This window comes from Streptomyces sp. 351MFTsu5.1 (genome assembly GCF_000383655.1).
Classification (GTDB): Bacteria; Actinomycetota; Actinomycetes; order Streptomycetales; family Streptomycetaceae; genus Streptomyces; species Streptomyces griseorubiginosus.
The window spans coordinates 630,773-646,014 of the sequence record NZ_KB911775.1 but is presented as its reverse complement, the minus strand read 5'-3'; the positions used below and the strand labels follow the sequence as shown (position 1 = coordinate 646,014).

General features: G+C 69.4%; 14 protein-coding genes. 12 read left to right on the top strand and 2 right to left on the bottom strand.

The window, feature by feature from the left end; translation table 11 throughout:
• The first annotated feature begins 134 nt into the window (after positions 1-134).
• The 10 genes from H295_RS47760 to H295_RS42640 all read left to right on the top strand — a co-directional run bounded on the left by H295_RS47760 (position 135) and on the right by H295_RS42640 (position 8,505).
• Complete coding sequence (locus H295_RS47760) at positions 135-812, top strand: hypothetical protein (protein ID WP_234021552.1); 678 nt, start codon at positions 135-137, stop codon at positions 810-812.
• Positions 749-1,396 (top strand): DUF1775 domain-containing protein, encoded by a 648-nt coding sequence (locus H295_RS0102790; RefSeq protein WP_020133825.1) that lies wholly within the window; start codon positions 749-751, stop codon positions 1,394-1,396. The genes H295_RS47760 and H295_RS0102790 overlap by 64 nt, the downstream gene beginning before the upstream one ends.
• Positions 1,397-1,485: 89 nt before the next feature.
• Positions 1,486-3,288 carry a copper resistance CopC/CopD family protein gene (locus H295_RS0102785; protein ID WP_051135488.1) on the top strand — a complete coding sequence of 601 codons (1,803 nt, stop codon included), beginning with the start codon at positions 1,486-1,488 and terminating at the stop codon, positions 3,286-3,288.
• Positions 3,289-3,416: 128 nt separating this feature from the next.
• The gene (locus tag H295_RS0102780) at positions 3,417-4,151 is read left to right on the top strand and encodes a hypothetical protein (protein ID WP_043216966.1); all 735 of its coding nucleotides are present in this window, start codon (positions 3,417-3,419) and stop codon (positions 4,149-4,151) included.
• A gap of 175 nt (positions 4,152-4,326) precedes the next feature.
• A complete protein-coding gene (locus H295_RS0102775; protein WP_020133822.1) occupies positions 4,327-4,977 on the top strand; it encodes a superoxide dismutase family protein in 651 nt (216 codons plus the stop codon).
• The gene (locus H295_RS0102770; protein ID WP_020133821.1) at positions 4,956-5,558 is read left to right on the top strand and encodes a copper resistance CopC family protein; all 603 of its coding nucleotides are present in this window, start codon (positions 4,956-4,958) and stop codon (positions 5,556-5,558) included. Before H295_RS0102775 ends, H295_RS0102770 begins: the two co-directional genes overlap by 22 nt.
• Positions 5,559-5,911: 353 nt before the next feature.
• Positions 5,912-6,349, top strand: coding sequence for an NfeD family protein (locus H295_RS0102760; RefSeq protein ID WP_020133819.1), 438 nt, complete (start codon positions 5,912-5,914; stop codon positions 6,347-6,349).
• Positions 6,350-6,388: 39 nt separating this feature from the next.
• On the top strand, positions 6,389-7,489 hold the full coding sequence (locus H295_RS0102755; RefSeq protein WP_020133818.1) for an SPFH domain-containing protein: 1,101 nt from the start codon (positions 6,389-6,391) through the stop codon (positions 7,487-7,489).
• Between the two features lie 237 nt (positions 7,490-7,726).
• Entirely contained in the window at positions 7,727-7,861 is a 135-nt protein-coding gene (locus H295_RS48340) for a winged helix-turn-helix domain-containing protein (protein WP_020133817.1), read from the top strand.
• Positions 7,858-8,505 carry a penicillin-binding transpeptidase domain-containing protein gene (locus tag H295_RS42640; protein WP_324606047.1) on the top strand — a complete coding sequence of 216 codons (648 nt, stop codon included), beginning with the start codon at positions 7,858-7,860 and terminating at the stop codon, positions 8,503-8,505. Before H295_RS48340 ends, H295_RS42640 begins: the two co-directional genes overlap by 4 nt.
• Positions 8,506-8,669: 164 nt before the next feature.
• Here the strand turns inward: H295_RS42640 and H295_RS0102740 are convergent, their stop codons facing one another.
• On the bottom strand, positions 8,670-9,434 hold the full coding sequence (locus H295_RS0102740) for a DUF4142 domain-containing protein (protein WP_020133815.1): 765 nt from the start codon (positions 9,432-9,434) through the stop codon (positions 8,670-8,672).
• Between the two features lie 462 nt (positions 9,435-9,896).
• Positions 9,897-10,871, bottom strand: a complete 975-nt coding sequence (locus H295_RS0102735) for a DNA-directed RNA polymerase subunit alpha (protein WP_020133814.1) — start codon at positions 10,869-10,871, stop codon at positions 9,897-9,899.
• A gap of 1,814 nt (positions 10,872-12,685) precedes the next feature.
• Here H295_RS0102735 and H295_RS0102725 point away from each other — a divergent pair.
• Both H295_RS0102725 and H295_RS0102720 read left to right on the top strand, forming a co-directional pair.
• Positions 12,686-14,029, top strand: a complete 1,344-nt coding sequence (locus H295_RS0102725) for a hypothetical protein (RefSeq protein WP_234021551.1) — start codon at positions 12,686-12,688, stop codon at positions 14,027-14,029.
• Positions 14,030-14,139: 110 nt separating this feature from the next.
• Positions 14,140-15,228, top strand: coding sequence for a NucA/NucB deoxyribonuclease domain-containing protein (locus tag H295_RS0102720; RefSeq protein ID WP_020133811.1), 1,089 nt, complete (start codon positions 14,140-14,142; stop codon positions 15,226-15,228).
• Positions 15,229-15,242 lie beyond the last annotated feature (14 nt).

Genomic DNA, 15,242 nt, shown 5'->3' with positions numbered 1-15,242 from the left:
GGGCCTGCCGGGCGGAGGGAGGGGCGATCATTCAGGGCGAGTGTCGCGCGACCGGGCAGGGACCTCCGTCCCGGACGGAGACCGGCCGCGTCACGGCCTGTGTCAGGGCCGGGGTGTTCGCCCTGGCCGGGAGCGTGATCGCCGCTCTGGGGCATCACGCGGTCGCCGACGGGGCGATGCCGTGGCGGCTCGTCCTGCTGCTGGGGGCAACTCAGTTCGCTGCCGTGTGGCCCGTGGCCCGGCGGCGGTTCTCCCTGGGCTCCGCTCTCGGCTCGGCCCTCGCCGTGCAGGGCGGGGTGCACCTGGCGCTCACCGTCGTGGGCACGTTGGTTCCGGCCCCGGGCGGCATGCGCCGTCCTATGCTTTCCGCCGCGGCCGAAGGGGACACCTGGCAGCACGCCTCCGCCGCCATGAGCGCCGTCCACCTGCTGTCAGCGCTGGCCGTGATCTGGTTGCTGCACCGCGCCGACGCGGCCGTGGCGGTCGCCCTGGGGATCGCGCGTGCCGTGAGAGGCGTCGCGACCGCCGTTGCTTCCTGGCTTCGTTCACTGTCGGGCGGCGCTCGGGTCCGCCCGCTGCCCGCCCTGCCGCTCATCGGATGCTCCGTGCGACCGGTGCGCGAAAGGCCACCGCTCCTCGCGGACGCACTGGTGCGCAGGGGACCACCGGGACACGCCCCCGTCCCGACCGGTCCCTCGTCCGGGCCGCCCCCTCGGGCTGTCCGGCTTCTCCCGCAAGGAGCATCCCTGTGTCCATCCACCCTGCCGCCCGCGCGACGGGTCGTCTCGGCGTGGCCGGAGCCGCCGCGCTGACGGCCGCGTCGACCCTGGCCGATCCCGCCTCCGCCCACGCGGAGGTCGAGGCCGACATCCCGCGGGCCCTGGCCCGGAACGTCACCCTCACCTTCGTCTCCGAGGCCGAGTCCGACAGCGCCGGCTTCCAGCGGGTGCGTGTCGTCCTGCCTGACGGCATCGCTCCCGGCGATGTCACGCTCGCCGACGCCCCGAGGGGGTGGAAACTCAAGGCCAGATCCGACGGGTACACCGTCGCGGGCCCCGCCCTCAAGACCGGGACCGACGCCGAACACAAGGTCAGGATCCGGCGGTTGCCGGACGCCCGACAGCTGATGTTCAAGACCGTCGAGACCTACGCCGACGGTGAGATGTCCCGCTGGATCGAACTGCCGACCGGTGGCGCGGAGCCTGAACAGCCCGCTCCTGTCCTGGAGGTGCAGGGCGCCACGGAGGCCGCGGCGACGAGCGCCGGTCCCGACCGGAAGAAGGCCACGGGGCGGAGCGGCGGGGTGTCCGCCGGGCTCGTCGCCGTACCGCTGCTCCTGGCGGCGGGAGCCTGGTGGTTGATCAGGCGGCGGCGGGCCTCCTCGGGCAGCGGCTGACCGGCACTCGTGCCGCCCTGCTGCGTGCCGGACCCGATCAAGGGTGTCCGGCCGCACCCGAGAACCAGCAGCCGATCCGGAGACATGACATGGAACGACGTAGGACCGAACGAAGCGGCCGGTTGACCAGGGCTCTGCTGATCGTGGTCGCCACGCTGGCCGGCGTCCTGCTGGGCGGTGCCGCACCCGCCTCGGCTCACGCGGTGCTGACCTCCAGTGACCCACGTGCGGCCACCGTGCTGAAAACGGCGCCGAAGGAGGTGACGGTCTCCTTCGACGAGTCCGTGGCCCTCGCCGAGGACTCGGTGCGGGTGCTCGACCCCGACGGCCGCCCGGTGACCGCGGGCGACCCCACCCACGCGGACGGCGCGGCGGACACCGCCCGAGTACCCGTGACCGGCGACCTCCAGGAAGGCACGTACACCGTCTCCTGGCGCGTGCTGTCGGCGGACAGCCACGCCGTCTCCGGCGCCTTCACCTTCTCAATCGGAGCACCGTCGCAGACCCGGGCAGAGGCGACCGCCGAACCGGCCGTGGACCCGGCCGTCAACGTGCTCTACGGCGTCGGCCGCTACGTCGCCTACGCCGGACTGGCCCTGCTCATCGGCGGCGGGGTGTTCGTCACGGTGTGCCGACCCGGGGCCGCCGCCGTGCAGGCGGCGCGCGGGTCACTGCTGACCGGTTGGTGGGCCCTGACGCTGTCGACGATCGCCCTGCTGCTGCTCCGCGGGCCTTACGCGAGCGGGGACGGGCCGGGCGGTGCGTTCGACCCCGGGCTGCTGCGGGACGCCGTGGGCAGTCGGCCGGGTATCGCCCTGATGGCCCGTCTGGTCCTGCTCGTGGCGGCCGGGTTTCTGCTGCGGCGGGGGCGGTTCGGGGGGAAGGCGGGCCGGGGTTGGACCGTCCTCGGTGTCGCGCTCGTCCTCGGTCTGGCCGCGACCTGGGCCGCGTCCGAGCACGCCTCCGCGGGAATCCAGGTGCCCGTGGCGATGGTCTCCTCCGTACTGCACCTGCTCGCCATGGCGGTGTGGCTCGGCGGGCTGACCGCCCTGCTCCTCGCGTTGTACCGGGCACCGGCCGCCGAACCGCTCCGGCCCGCCGCCGTGGCCCGCTTCTCCCGGCTCGCCCTGGCCGCGGTGGCGGTGCTGGCGGCCACCGGTGTCTACCAGTCCTGGCGCGGGCTCGGCTCTTGGGAGGCGTTCGCCACGTCCTACGGCCGACTGCTCGTCCTGAAGATCGGGGCGGTGGTCCTGATGCTTGTGGCGGCGTCGTATTCGAGGAGCTGGACCGAGCGGATGCGGACCGTGTCTCGGGAGGAACCGGTGCTGGTGACTGTGGGGGGCGGGGACCAGGGTCTTCCGACCGGCCCGGTGTCGGACGGGTCCGGGACCGACACCCACCGGCGCGGGCTGCGTAGGTCCGTACTCGCCGAGGTGGTGATCGGCGTCCTGGTGCTCGCGGTCACTACTGTGTTGACGGGCAGTCAGCCGGGACGGGCCGCCGCCGAGAGCTCGGCGGCCGAGACGGTCTCCAGGGTTCCCGGCCAGCCTGACGTGAGCCTGACCCTGATCCCTTTCGACACGGGTACGCGCGGCGGGCGCGGCAAGGTACAGGTGACCCTGGAACCGGGGCGCGTGGGACGGAACGTCGTCGAGGCGGTGATCTTCGCCGCCGACGGCAGTCTCGTCGCCATCCCCGAACTGCGCCTCACCTTCACCCACTCCGCCCGCAACGTCGGCCCGCTCGACGCCCGGCTCGTCGACCAGCGCGGCTACTGGGGCAGTGACACCCTCGACCTGCCGCTCGCCGGGACCTGGACGATCCGGGCCACCGTCCGAATCTCCGACATCGACCAGGTCACCGTGTCGAAGAACGTGAAGATCAACCCGTGAGGCGGCGCCGAAGCGTTCGCCGACGCGCACGCGTGAACGCTTCGGTCCGCGAGCCCGTAAGAGACGGGAACCTGCCGGCCGGAGGAGCCACCCGATGCCCCGAACGCACCGCCTGCGCGGTGGCACGCATGGCGGCCACCGCGCGACCGGTGCGCGCAGCGGTGTTCGCGGCGGTCTGCGTCGTGACGACGGCGCTGGGGCACGCACTGATGTCCGGTGACTTCCTGCCGTGGTGGGCGGTGGGTGTGGCCTTCGCCGCGACTGTCTCGGCGGGGTGGTGGCTGACGCTCCGAGAGCGCGGCGTGGAGACGGTCGTCGGCGCCACGGTCGTCGCGCAGGGGATGCAGCATCTGCTGTTCAGTCTGGCTCCCGGGCTGGTGTCCGCGAGGAACACGGCGGCCGGTGCGCCGGAGGTGTCGAGGTTCTCCGCGACCCAGCACGGCATGGCGGCGATGTCCCACTCGGGCATGCTCGTGCACCACCCCGGCACGATGGGGCAACCCGCCGAAGAGCCGCTGTTGTCCCTGGTGACGCACGGGGGTTCCGGCGGGATGCTTCTGGCTCACCTGGTGGCCGCCGTCGCGTGCGGTGTGTGGCTGTGGCGGGGTGAGGCGGCCGTCCACCGGATCGGCCGCGCCCTCGCCGCCGCCTTGTTCGCACCGCTGCGCCGCGTCTGCCGCGTGCTCTTCCGTACGGCGGCTTGGTGCGAACTCCCGTCGCGCCGGTCCGCTGCCGGTGGTCCTGAGTGCCGGCGATCCACTCCCGCCGAGCTGAGACACGCTGTCGTCCGCCGGGGGCCGCCCTGCCCCGGTATGGCAGTCTGCCGCCCGTCTCCCCAACCGTTGCTCGCGATCGGGTCCTGAGGACAGACCGATCCCGGCGGTGTCAGAAGGACGGGCGCGTGGCCGGTGCGCACATGAGTGCGCCGGCCTCTCACTCAACTCTCCGGATCGCGCCTGACGTCGTGCCGCGGATGCCGCCGTGCAACCCGCTACGTCGTCCGGGCTCGTCCGCACGCCGACGATCGGGAGTTCTCCCATGCAAGACAGCACATCCGAAACCCTGTCCCCGAGCTCCGTGGAGCCGCGGAAGCGCCCGACCTGCCGCCGGGCCCGGCAGGCGGTCGCCTGCGTCACCCTGGCGGCGACGGCCGCTCTACTGGCCGGTTGCGGTGGTGACAGCGCCGAGAACACCTCTGCCGAGAAGGCGGCCCCGTCGTCCCCCTCGAAGACCATGGACGGCATGGGTGACATGGCGATGGGCGACCCGTCGGCCACACCGGCCGACAAGGTCCCCGGCGCCGAGGTGGTGAAGGGCACCTTCGCCCTGCTCGACACCCGCCCGCCCGGCATGGACGACGTCAAGGGCACCGCCTGGCTGGCCCAGGGGGCGCAGGGCACCACCGTGACCGTCTCCCTCACGGGACTGAAGCCCGGCGCCGCCTACATGGCACACCTGCACGCCCAGCACTGCTCGGCCGGGAACGGCGGGAAGCACTTCCAGTTCGAGAAGGGCGGTGCGACCGCGCCTCCGAACGAGGTGCACCTGATGTTCACCGCCGACAAGTCGGGGATGGGCATGACGACGGTCAACAACACCCGCAAGACCGGAGAGGACGCCGTCGCGATCGTCGTCCACCCCGCCGAGGCACAGGACAACCGGATCGCATGCGCCGACTTCGACTTCTGAGAGCGTCCGCCGTCCTGTCGGGGTGCCTGGGCGCGCTGCTGTTCCTAGGCGGCGTACCCGCACACGCCCACACCGCGCTGAAGGACGCGACACCGGGACCGGGCGACAAGGTCGCCCCCGGCGTGGACGTCCTCTCGCTGACCTTCGGTCCGCTGAAACCCGGCACCACGCCGAAGGTCAGCCTGGTCGGACCCGACGGCACCCCGGTGTCCGTCGGACAGCCCGTCGTCGCCGACGACTCCGTCACCTGCGCGGCGGTCGTCCCGCTGCGCTCGGGCGTCAGCACGCTCAGCTACACCGTCGTCTCCGCCGACGGCGACACACAGAGCAGCGCGTTCCAGTTCGAGGTCGCGGACGGCGCCGGGACCGTCGCCGTCCCGGCCGCCTGCCGGGGCCTGCACCTGAGAGCACCGGAGCCGGGCGGGGCCAAGAACGCGGCCCGGGCCGGGGACACGATCCTGGGACTCGGCCGCGGGACCGCCCTGTCGGCAGGAGGCGCGGCCGTCGTCGTGCTCGCCGGCGGAGGCATGCTGGCTCGGCGTGCCAGGCGATCGGCGCACGGAAGGAGGCCGGCCGGGTGAGAACGGTGGGACCCGGCAGCCACCGAGGCCGCCGGGTCCCACCTGCACACATGGCGGGATCGAAATGGTCGGCTCGACGAGCAGACCGTCGTTGTTCTGGGCAAGGACGCTGTCGCACTGATCGTTAGGAGCGGATGCGCGGCTACGAGCAGGTCGCCCGGCGGAGCGTCGAGGACGTTTGCATCGAGCTGTCCGGCGCCGACGAGTTCGCGGCCCTGCCGAGCGCCTCGCTCGCACCCTGGCCCCTGATCGGGAGGTGCGTCCCGGCCGTCGGGGCTGACTCCTGGTGTCTGTCCTGTCCGGCGCTACGGGGAGTAGCTTGGTAAAGAAAGCCCCAAGAGGAGGGCGGTTCGATGCCGTGGTTCGTCTGGTTGCTCGCCGCCGCGGTCCTGGGGGCCGCGGAGTTCTTCACCCTGACACTGGTCCTCGGACTCCTGTCGGGCGCCGCCCTGGTCACCGCCGTGGTCGCCGGAGTGGGAGTCGGCGCTCTCGGCCAGGCCGTGGCCTTCGCGGTGACGGCGGCAGCGGGTCTCGTCCTCGTCCGTCCCCTCGCGCTACGGCTCCTGGCACAGCAACCCCTCATCCGCGAGGGCAGCGACGCGCTGGTCGGCAAGCGGGCCGAGGTCGTGCAGGAGGTCACCGCCACGCACGGCCTGATCAAGCTGGCGGGCGAGGAGTGGTCCGCCCGCTCCCTCGACGAAAGCCTGGTGATCCCGGCGGGAGCGCTGGTGGACGTCATGGAGATCGAGGGCGCCACGGCCATCGTCTACCCCCGCGAACTCCTTCCATGAACGGCTGAGAACGGCTGAACACACAGCAACGGAGGCACTGTGGACCCGGTTGTCATCGTCACCCTGGTGGTGGCCCTCGTCGTCGTCTTCCTCTTCGCCGCCGCGGTGCGGATCGTCCCGCAGGCGCGCCGCTACAACATCGAGCGGTTCGGCAGATACCGCCGGACACTGCAGCCCGGCCTGAACTTCGTCCTGCCGGTGGCGGACCGCGTCAACACCAAACTCGACGTGCGTGAGCAGGTGTACTCGTCCGACCCCAGGCCGGTGATCACCGAGGACAACCTCGTGGTGAACATCGACACCGTGCTCTACTACCAGATCACCGACCCGCGGGCCGCGGCCTACGAGGTCGCCGACTATCTCCAGGCGATCGATCAGCTCACCGTGACCACGCTGCGCAACGTCATCGGCAGCATGGACCTGGAGGAGACGCTCACCTCGCGTGAGGAGATCAACTCCCGGCTGCGCGCCGTCCTCGACGACGCCACCGGCAAGTGGGGGATCCGGGTCAACCGCGTCGAGATCAAGGCCATCGATCCGCCGGCCACCATCAAGGAGGCGATGGAGAAGCAGATGCGGGCCGAGCGTGACAAGCGCGCGGCCATCCTGCACGCCGAAGGGGAGCGGCAGGCCAAGATCCTGACCGCGGAGGGCACGCGACAGAAGGACATCCTGGAAGCACAGGGCGCGCAACAGGCCATGATCCTGCGGGCGGACGGCGAGGCCAAGGCGGTGGAGCTCGTCTTCCAGGCCGTCCATCGCAACAACGCCGACCCGAAGGTCCTGGCCTACAAGTACCTGGAGACGCTCCCGCACCTGGCGAGCAGCGACAACAACACGTTCTGGGTGATCCCGGGGGAGCTGACCGAGGCGGTGCGGACTGTCACCAGTGCGTTCGGGGACCAGTCCGCGGCCGGCCGTCCCCAGCCCGCGCAAGCCGAGGAAGTCGCCGACGCCGACACCCCGCGCGACGGTCGGGTTCCGGAACTCGACGCGGGCTCGTCGGTCTCGCTCGACGCCGCGACGGCTGCCGACGAGGCCGGGAAGCAGGCCGCCGCCGCAGTGAGCGACGCCAAGGCGGAGGCCGAGGCCGCGATGTCGCCCCAGGTGCCGCGCCGCGGGCAGACGTCCGGCGACTGAGAGCGTGCCAGGGCCAACGCCAGGAACCACCTGGCGTTCCCCGTGTATCGACCAGCTCGCGCATTCCGTCTTCCGACTCCTGCCTTGGGCTTGCACATCGATTCGTAGACGGCACCCGAGGTTCCGACGTGATCGCACAGGCGACGGTTCGTGAACTGCCCGCGGTACTCCAGGCGAGGCGGTCGTACCGTCAAGGGGGCACCACACAGCGGTAGTTCAGGCTTGTACGATGCAAAGGTGCAGGGGGACAAGTACCGCTTCGGGGAGTACGAACTGGACGCGGGGCGGCATCAGCTCCGCCGGGCCGGTGAACTGGTCCATGTGGAGCCGCGGGCCATGGACCTGCTGCGCCACCTGGCACGGACTCGCTGACGGCCAACAGCCAGCTGTTCCACAACGATTCCGGGGTACGCCCCAACGCGGGCTCCACGATCGCCCAGGCGTTCACGGTCTCGTGCAACACCTCCTTCATCAAGGACGGCTTCCACTACCTCGTACACGACGGAGACGCCTCCGCCCTCCACGAGGAGGCCGTTGACGTCTTCGGCATGGGCAGTTGGTCCATCGGCGGAGGGGTCGCCACCACCGACCCGAGCATCCCGGCGGACGTCCAGGGCGGCGACCAGGCCGCCCAGTTCATAGGCCAGGGCCGGGTGACGGCCACCCCGTTGTTCATGGCGTCCGTGGCGGCCACCGTGCGAGGCGTCGGCTTCAAGCAGCCCGTCATCCTGCCCGGGCAGCACCAGGACACCGCGCCCCGGCCCATCTCCGTCCGCACGGCCGGCTACCTCCAGTCGATGATGCGTACCGTGGCCACCAGCGGTACCGCCGCACCGCGCCTCGGTGGCCTGACCGGCGTCGGAGCCAAGACCGGCACCGCAGAGGAGGGCGACCACACCAACGGCTGGCTGACCGCGTACAACTCCCGCGTCGCCGTCGCCGCCCTGGTCGAAGGCGGCAGCTCCGGGGTGGACTCCGCCGGGTACGTCGTCCGGCACCTGCTCACCAGTAGCTGACGTATCGCCGGAAGCGACCGCCGCGGCACCGACGGTCCGCGGGCCCGGTCGGCCTCACCACCGTTCGGACGGAAGAGAGCGGCCTGCCGACGTCCCGCGGAAGGGGCCAGGACCCGATGACGTACCGGCCGGCTTGGGCGCGTGTGCGGAGCTCTCCTTGCCGGTCATCCGACCGTCGGGGTGGGCGACGGCGACTGAGCGGTGGTCGGGCCGGTCGGTACTCCGTCGGTCGGTAGACCGGAGGGCACCGTGAGCGCGACCACGGGCGCTCCCGGTTGCGGCACTGGCGGTGTGACCTGGCCGGCCGGAAGCTTCGGCGGGTTCGTCTCCATGTTGTTGACCTGGTCGAAGTTCACGAGCTCGGTCTTCTCCATCATCCCGATGTGATCCAGGACCACATCGTTGGCCTGGTCGGCCAGTTGACGAACGAGGGTGTTCTCGGTGGTGGCGCGGATCTTGGCGATCGTGGAGAAGATCGAACCGTGCGTGACGCGCAGGATGTTGGCCAGGTCGGAGTCGAACTGCCGGCCCGTGTCCGACTTGAACTTCTCCAGGAAACCCTGCTGCTGGGGAGTGGGCTCGTTGGGAATGGTGATGTTCAGCTCGGGGGCGATCCTTCGGCAACTGGCGTCGAGTGCGGCGTGCCCGATGACCAGATGACGACCTGCCTCGCGCACGGCGGCGGTCGTCCCCTTCTCCATGGCCAGTTGCCCGGAGGGGCCCTCCCACAGTCCTGCGGAACGGACGAAGACCACGAAGTTGCGGTCGGCCTCGGTGAGCGGTCCCCATTGGGTGCCGGCGATCACGCGGGACTGGTTGGTCGACGCGTTCTGGACGCCGAGCATGCTCGGGTATGCCAGGGCGACGAGGGTCACGGTCAGGGTCCCGCCGACAGCGACGGTTCCGATCGTGCTGCGGGAAATGGGCATCGGACCTCCTGGGACGGAAAGCGGGTACGCCAACAGGTACGGTGCGCAACGGAAAGAGCACCCTTGCCTAGAGCAAAGATTGCACTATGCCGAAACTGGTGTTTGGTCCCAGGGCTTCGTTGGTCCCCGCCGCCGAGACCGAAGGGCTCCTCTTGGCAGGCGCGGCCTGAGGGGACGTGGGTGGACGAACGAATCGTGGAGGTCAACAGTGAACGCGGAGGCTCCCCTGCCTTCGATCGGGTCGAGTTCGGCAATCCGCGTGGGATGTGCAGGTGGTGGATGGTCGGGAGGACATGTGTCACAGCCGTCGATGGCGGTGCGTTCGGCCGCCGGAGAGCGTCTAGTCGGCCGTGGGTGCAGTCCTTGGGCCTCCACGACAGAGCCGTGGGGCATCTCCCACAGCCGTTGAGCGCTCCGTACTGCTTGCTCTCCAGCCACTGCCCGCCGCACGGCGGCCCGGACTCAGGCGGTGCTGCCGAAGGTGGCGAGCGGGTCGACTCCGGGGCTGTCCTTGAAGGCCAGGCCCATATCGGTCAGCTTTGCCTTGACCTCGTCGATGGACTTTGTGCCGAAGTTGCGGATGTCGAGGAGGTCGGCCTCGGAGCGGGCGACCAACTCCTCCACGGAGTGGATGCCTTCACGCTTGAGGCAGTTGTAGGAGCGGACGGTGAGATCGAGTTCCTCGATCGGCAGGGCCAGGTCGGCGGCGAGGGCGGTGTCCGTCGGGGACGGGCCCATGTCGATGCCCTCGGCGTCGATGTTGAGCTCGCGGGCGATACCGAACAGCTCGACCAGGGTCTTGCCGGCCGACGCCATGGCGTCACGGGGGCGCATGGCCTGCTTGGTCTCGACGTCGACGATCAGCTTGTCGAAGTCGGTGCGCTGCTCGACGCGGGTCGCCTCGACCTTGTAGGTGACCTTGCGCACGGGGCTGTATATGGAGTCGACCGGGATACGGCCGATCTCTTGGCCCACCTGCTTGTTCTGTACTGCGGAGACGTAACCGCGGCCGCGCTCGACCGTGAGCTCCATCTGCAGTTTGCCCTTGCTGTTGAGCGTGGCGAGGATCAGGTCGGGGTTGTGCACCTCGACAGTGCTCCGCAGCGCGATGTCGGCGGCGGTGACCAGCCCTGGGCCCTGCTTGCGCAGGTACATCACGACCGGCTCGTCATCGTCGGAGGAGACGACCACCTCCTTGATGTTGAGGATCAGGTCGGTGACGTCCTCCCTGACGCCCGGCACGGTGGTGAACTCGTGCAGGACACCGTCGATACGGATGCTGGTGACAGCAGCGCCGGGGATCGACGAGAGGAGGGTGCGGCGGAGCGAGTTGCCGAGGGTGTAACCGAAGCCCGGCTCCAGCGGCTCGATCACGAACCGGGAGCGGAACTCGTCGACGACCTCTTCGGTCAACGACGGACGCTGGGCAATCAGCATGAGGTGGAGCCTCCAGCTATTCGTCGCCCAGTACCGGGCGTCATGGGCATCAAAGCGTTGGAAATCCTTCGGTCTCGTCCGGGGGCGGGAACTTCGTCGCGAACCCTCACGGAAACCCGACCCGCGCCAGGCGCGCCTCGCGTTGATGCGCGGCATCACCTTGGGAACGGCCACGGGCCGCATGGCCGCTCTGGGCGAGTGCAGAGCTCGTGTCCCAACTGGCCGCACAGTTTCCCCCTCCGGCCGTTCACGGACCGACGAAAAGGCGTCCACGGCCCCCGTTGCTTGTGGCGTTCTTACTCCTCCCCGCATCAAGCTTTGCATGATGCAAAATAGCACGATGGCGCCGACAGCCGCCGACTGCGCATGTGGAGCGGGAGCCTTGTGGAAGCCGCAGCGCGGACTCAGTCGGGCCACGTCACATGACGGAGGCGGCGACTCGATCCTCAGCAGCTCCGGGGAATCTGCGGCGTGGAAGTCAACGCGGGGCGCCGTCGTGCCCGTCTGGGTGCCATGCGCCCGCCTCTGGCCTCAGATGCCCAGAGAGACAGGGCCCACGCCATGCCCCCTGCTGCCTACCGCGACACCGACGTCCCCGTCGACGACGAAGGCTCGGATGTTCGTCGACCGCCCCGGACGAGGCGTTGCTGTCGTCGGGTCCTGGCGATGGGGCGACAGGTTCCCCAACGCGACGTGAAAACAGCTTAGTTGTGCAGTCCCCGTCGCTACGGTCGGCCCGACAGGAGCAGCGTCGGCTCCAGAGTGGAGCGGCCGGCTCGTTGGCCGGGGTCACGGCGGGATGATCCCCACCCCTGACTCCAACAGCCTTCGACCGGACCAGATCGGCGTTGCTGCCGTCCTCCTCGCGCAGCGGCACGATGTGCGCTACCGGTCGCTTCGCGGCGCGGAACTCTGCCCCGGGGTGCCGCAGCACGGTCAGGTTCTCCGTGGTGCCCGGCATCCAGTGCGGAGCCTCCGAGAGGCCGTCGGGCCGTACGTCGATGCTGATGAGCGCGGAAGGCGTCGACGGCTTCGGCGGGCTGCCGAGGTCCGTGCCCTCTGATGCGCTCGCTGGACTACTGAATAAGGTGCAAACCGGCTTGGAGCATCTCGTGATTCCGCTGACGGCCGTCCATGCGTTGCTCGTGTGGTGCTAGGTACGCACCCTGCTCACCGAAGACCTCGACTTGTCTTGCGGCACGCTTCAGGTCTGTCGGCGCTGCTGCTGAGCACGGGAAATCTGAAGGCTTCACCCACCAACTTGCCGCCGATTGGTGCACCTACCGTCACCGCTGCTGGCCTGGCTCTGCCAACCGCCGTCTACTGGGCGGTCATTGCTCGGCGCTCGATCAGGAGCGTCCTCCGGTGTCCTTCAGAACGATCCGGATTGTTGTCCCGAAGGCCGTGCGATGGAGGGGCTGTGTCAGGACCGCATCTCAGACGATGGCGATGGCCGAGGCGAGGCTGCGGGCGACGGCAGTTGCCAGAGCTGACCAACCGCGGAGGGGGCGGCCGAGCCGTCCCCCACACGTTTCAGCCCCGCTCGCTTGTCGTCCCCATGTCTTCACCTCAGGCGATCGCCTACGGGCTCATGTCTCAGGTCCTCGGTGACGGGGTGCGTTCCAGCATTTCAGCAGGCTGAAGGGCGAACCACCCCACCCTCTGTGAAGGGACAGACAGCTCGATCTGCGCCTGGGTGCCGAAGTACCCGGTCCTACGGATTCAGCCAGGTTTCGACACGGGTGTGTGGCCTGTGCATGTACCGGAAAGGACCTCGACCACTCATTCGATCATCGTATGTAGGAGTGTTGCGCGTGCGACGAAGACTTCTTCCTGCCCTGTCCGCAGCCGCAGCCGCAGCCGCCGTTGTCCTACCGCTCACCACCGCGTCCCCGGCGGCAGCGAGCCCGCCGACGACCAGCTGTCAGATCGAGCACGAAGCGTCGATCATCTTCTGGGGTGTCGCCTGCACTCAGCCGGGGGAACCGGTGATCGGCGCCTTCGCCACTTGGCGAAACATACCCATCACGTTCACCAGCGGCTCCACCGGCGACACGACCGTGTCTGCGGCCAACTACCTCACGATGACGCCCAACACCGAGGGTGGCCTCTTCGCCAACTACGTCCAGGTCGGCCTCTACGCCGAAAAGACGGGCGCATCAACATCCACGTATGGCCCGCGGTGGACGGAGCTGGGTGACAGCGGCGGTCGCACGGAAGCCATCACGGCCGGCACCAATCCCTCGACGCCGGACGGAACGAACCACACGTACATGGTGCTGCGCCAGGACAACACCGACCAGTGGGACGTGCTCTACGACTTCAACTGGGTCGGCTCCACCACCGACCAGCTCGCCGTACCACGGGGCAACGCGAACCGGATCGACATCGGCCTGGAGGTGATGGGCCCTCAGTACCTCACGGTTCCGCAGATCGCCAACCGCGTGCAGTACATGGCCGAGAACAAGACCTGGTACCGCGCCGCGACCGCCAACACCGCACAGGTCGCTTCCCTGGGCCTCTGCGGTCAGGGCAGCACCGCGCCCTACTGCTTCGACATGCAACTCACCGACAACACCACCTTCACCCAACTCGCCGTGGCCAAGCCAGGACCGACGACGCTGCAATCCCTCGACGGCTCGGCCGGCCCCGAACAGGGCCTACCCGGCGGGCAGTCATCCTCAGCCGGAACCACGCCGTTGGCGACGCACGGGACCTACAACGGGGTCGACCAGACGGCGCTCGCCGCATGCATGACGCAGGACCCGGACAGCTGCCTGACCACCGTTCCGGGACTGGCACAGTGCGTCCAGACCGTTCAGCGGTGCAACGCAGCCGCGCTGACGGCCAAGGACACGGACGCAGCCCGGATGTCGGCTTCCACCGCCTCCGGCACCAGCCGCGAGCAGATCCTGGCAAGGGCGGCCGCGTCCTTCGACGTCCCCGCCCAGGAACTGGACATCACCGCCGCGAAGAGCACCGCCACCCCGCCCTCCGCGGCCGGTTCCGGCGCCACGGACGCTGTCTGGACCGTCGATTCCTCGTCCCCGACGCACGGCCTGGAGCAGCGAGGTCACCTGTTCCACGGCTTCCGAGCCACCTACTCGGCAGTGACCGGCCGACTCCTCGACGCCTGCTGGGGGACGATGTGCAGCTGATACGACTCCGCACAAACCGTCGCGTCACTTCCGGGTCTGCGGGCCGAATATCCGGCCTCGCCCACGGGCCAAGACTGATCACTACGGCACTGGCCGCCTTCGCCACCCTCGTGGCGATCCTGGGACCGACGTCGACAGCAGAAGCGGCGACGGCCGCTCCGCTGCGGCAGCCGACGACTGCCGCGCTGGCTGCCGAGGCCGATGACCTCCGCACGGAATGCGCCGACCATCCCGAGGCCAACTCGCAGACCGGCTGGGTCAAGAGCCGCTTCGAGACCTGCGTGCATCAGCCCGTCAACCTGACTCTCAAGAGGACCAACGGGGAGATTCTCGGCCACCTGACGTTCGACCTGTGGGTCCTGGGCTTCGCCTACGACGGCTCCCGCCGAGTGGACTACGTGAGCAGCATCGAAAACATCGTGCCGGTGTCCGTCAGCGGCGACGACCCCGCCACCTGGGTCCTCAGCCAGCAGTACTCCGACACCGTCAACCTCGGAGACTCCGGCACCAACCCCGTCATCACCCCGCCCACAGACACTCTGCGCAGCGCTCCGCTCGCCGAATGGGTGGCCGTACCGCAGTGGACCGTCACCTACACCTCACCCGACACCGGCGGCTACGACCCGGCCAACTCGCAGATCGTCGCCGGCCGCATCACCCTGGCCATGACCCTCACCTCACCGACATCCGTACCGTGGATCGAACCGGACATGGCGCACTCCGACATCCGCTTCGACTACGCCGGACCGGTGGCCGGCAAATACCAGGGCACCGTCTTCACCGGCGCACGCGTCGAACTCCAGCTCAGCCTCAGCGATCCCGAGGTCGACCAGAGCGCTCGCCACATCCTCGATGCCCAGCAGTTCCCCGAGCGGACATTCCCCTCATGGCCCGGTAAGTCCGTGCCCGGCGCGCAGGAGCCGCTCCACCGGCTGACCGATACCGAGCAGAGGGATGCCAACAGGAACCAGGCCATCAAGACCTGCAAGGACGTGTGGGGCGACTACTCTGGGAGCGGTCTGGAATGCGATGAATACCCCTTCGCTAGCACCAAGGAGCGTGGAGAGAATAACTTGCGCTACTCAGCCAGACTCATAGACGGAACCGACAATGGAAAGGGAGGCAACCGATTGAACGCCATGTACACGGCAAACCGCGTCCTCGACGGTGACGCCTTCTACGTCACCATCGTCCCGTGACGCGGAGAATTCCC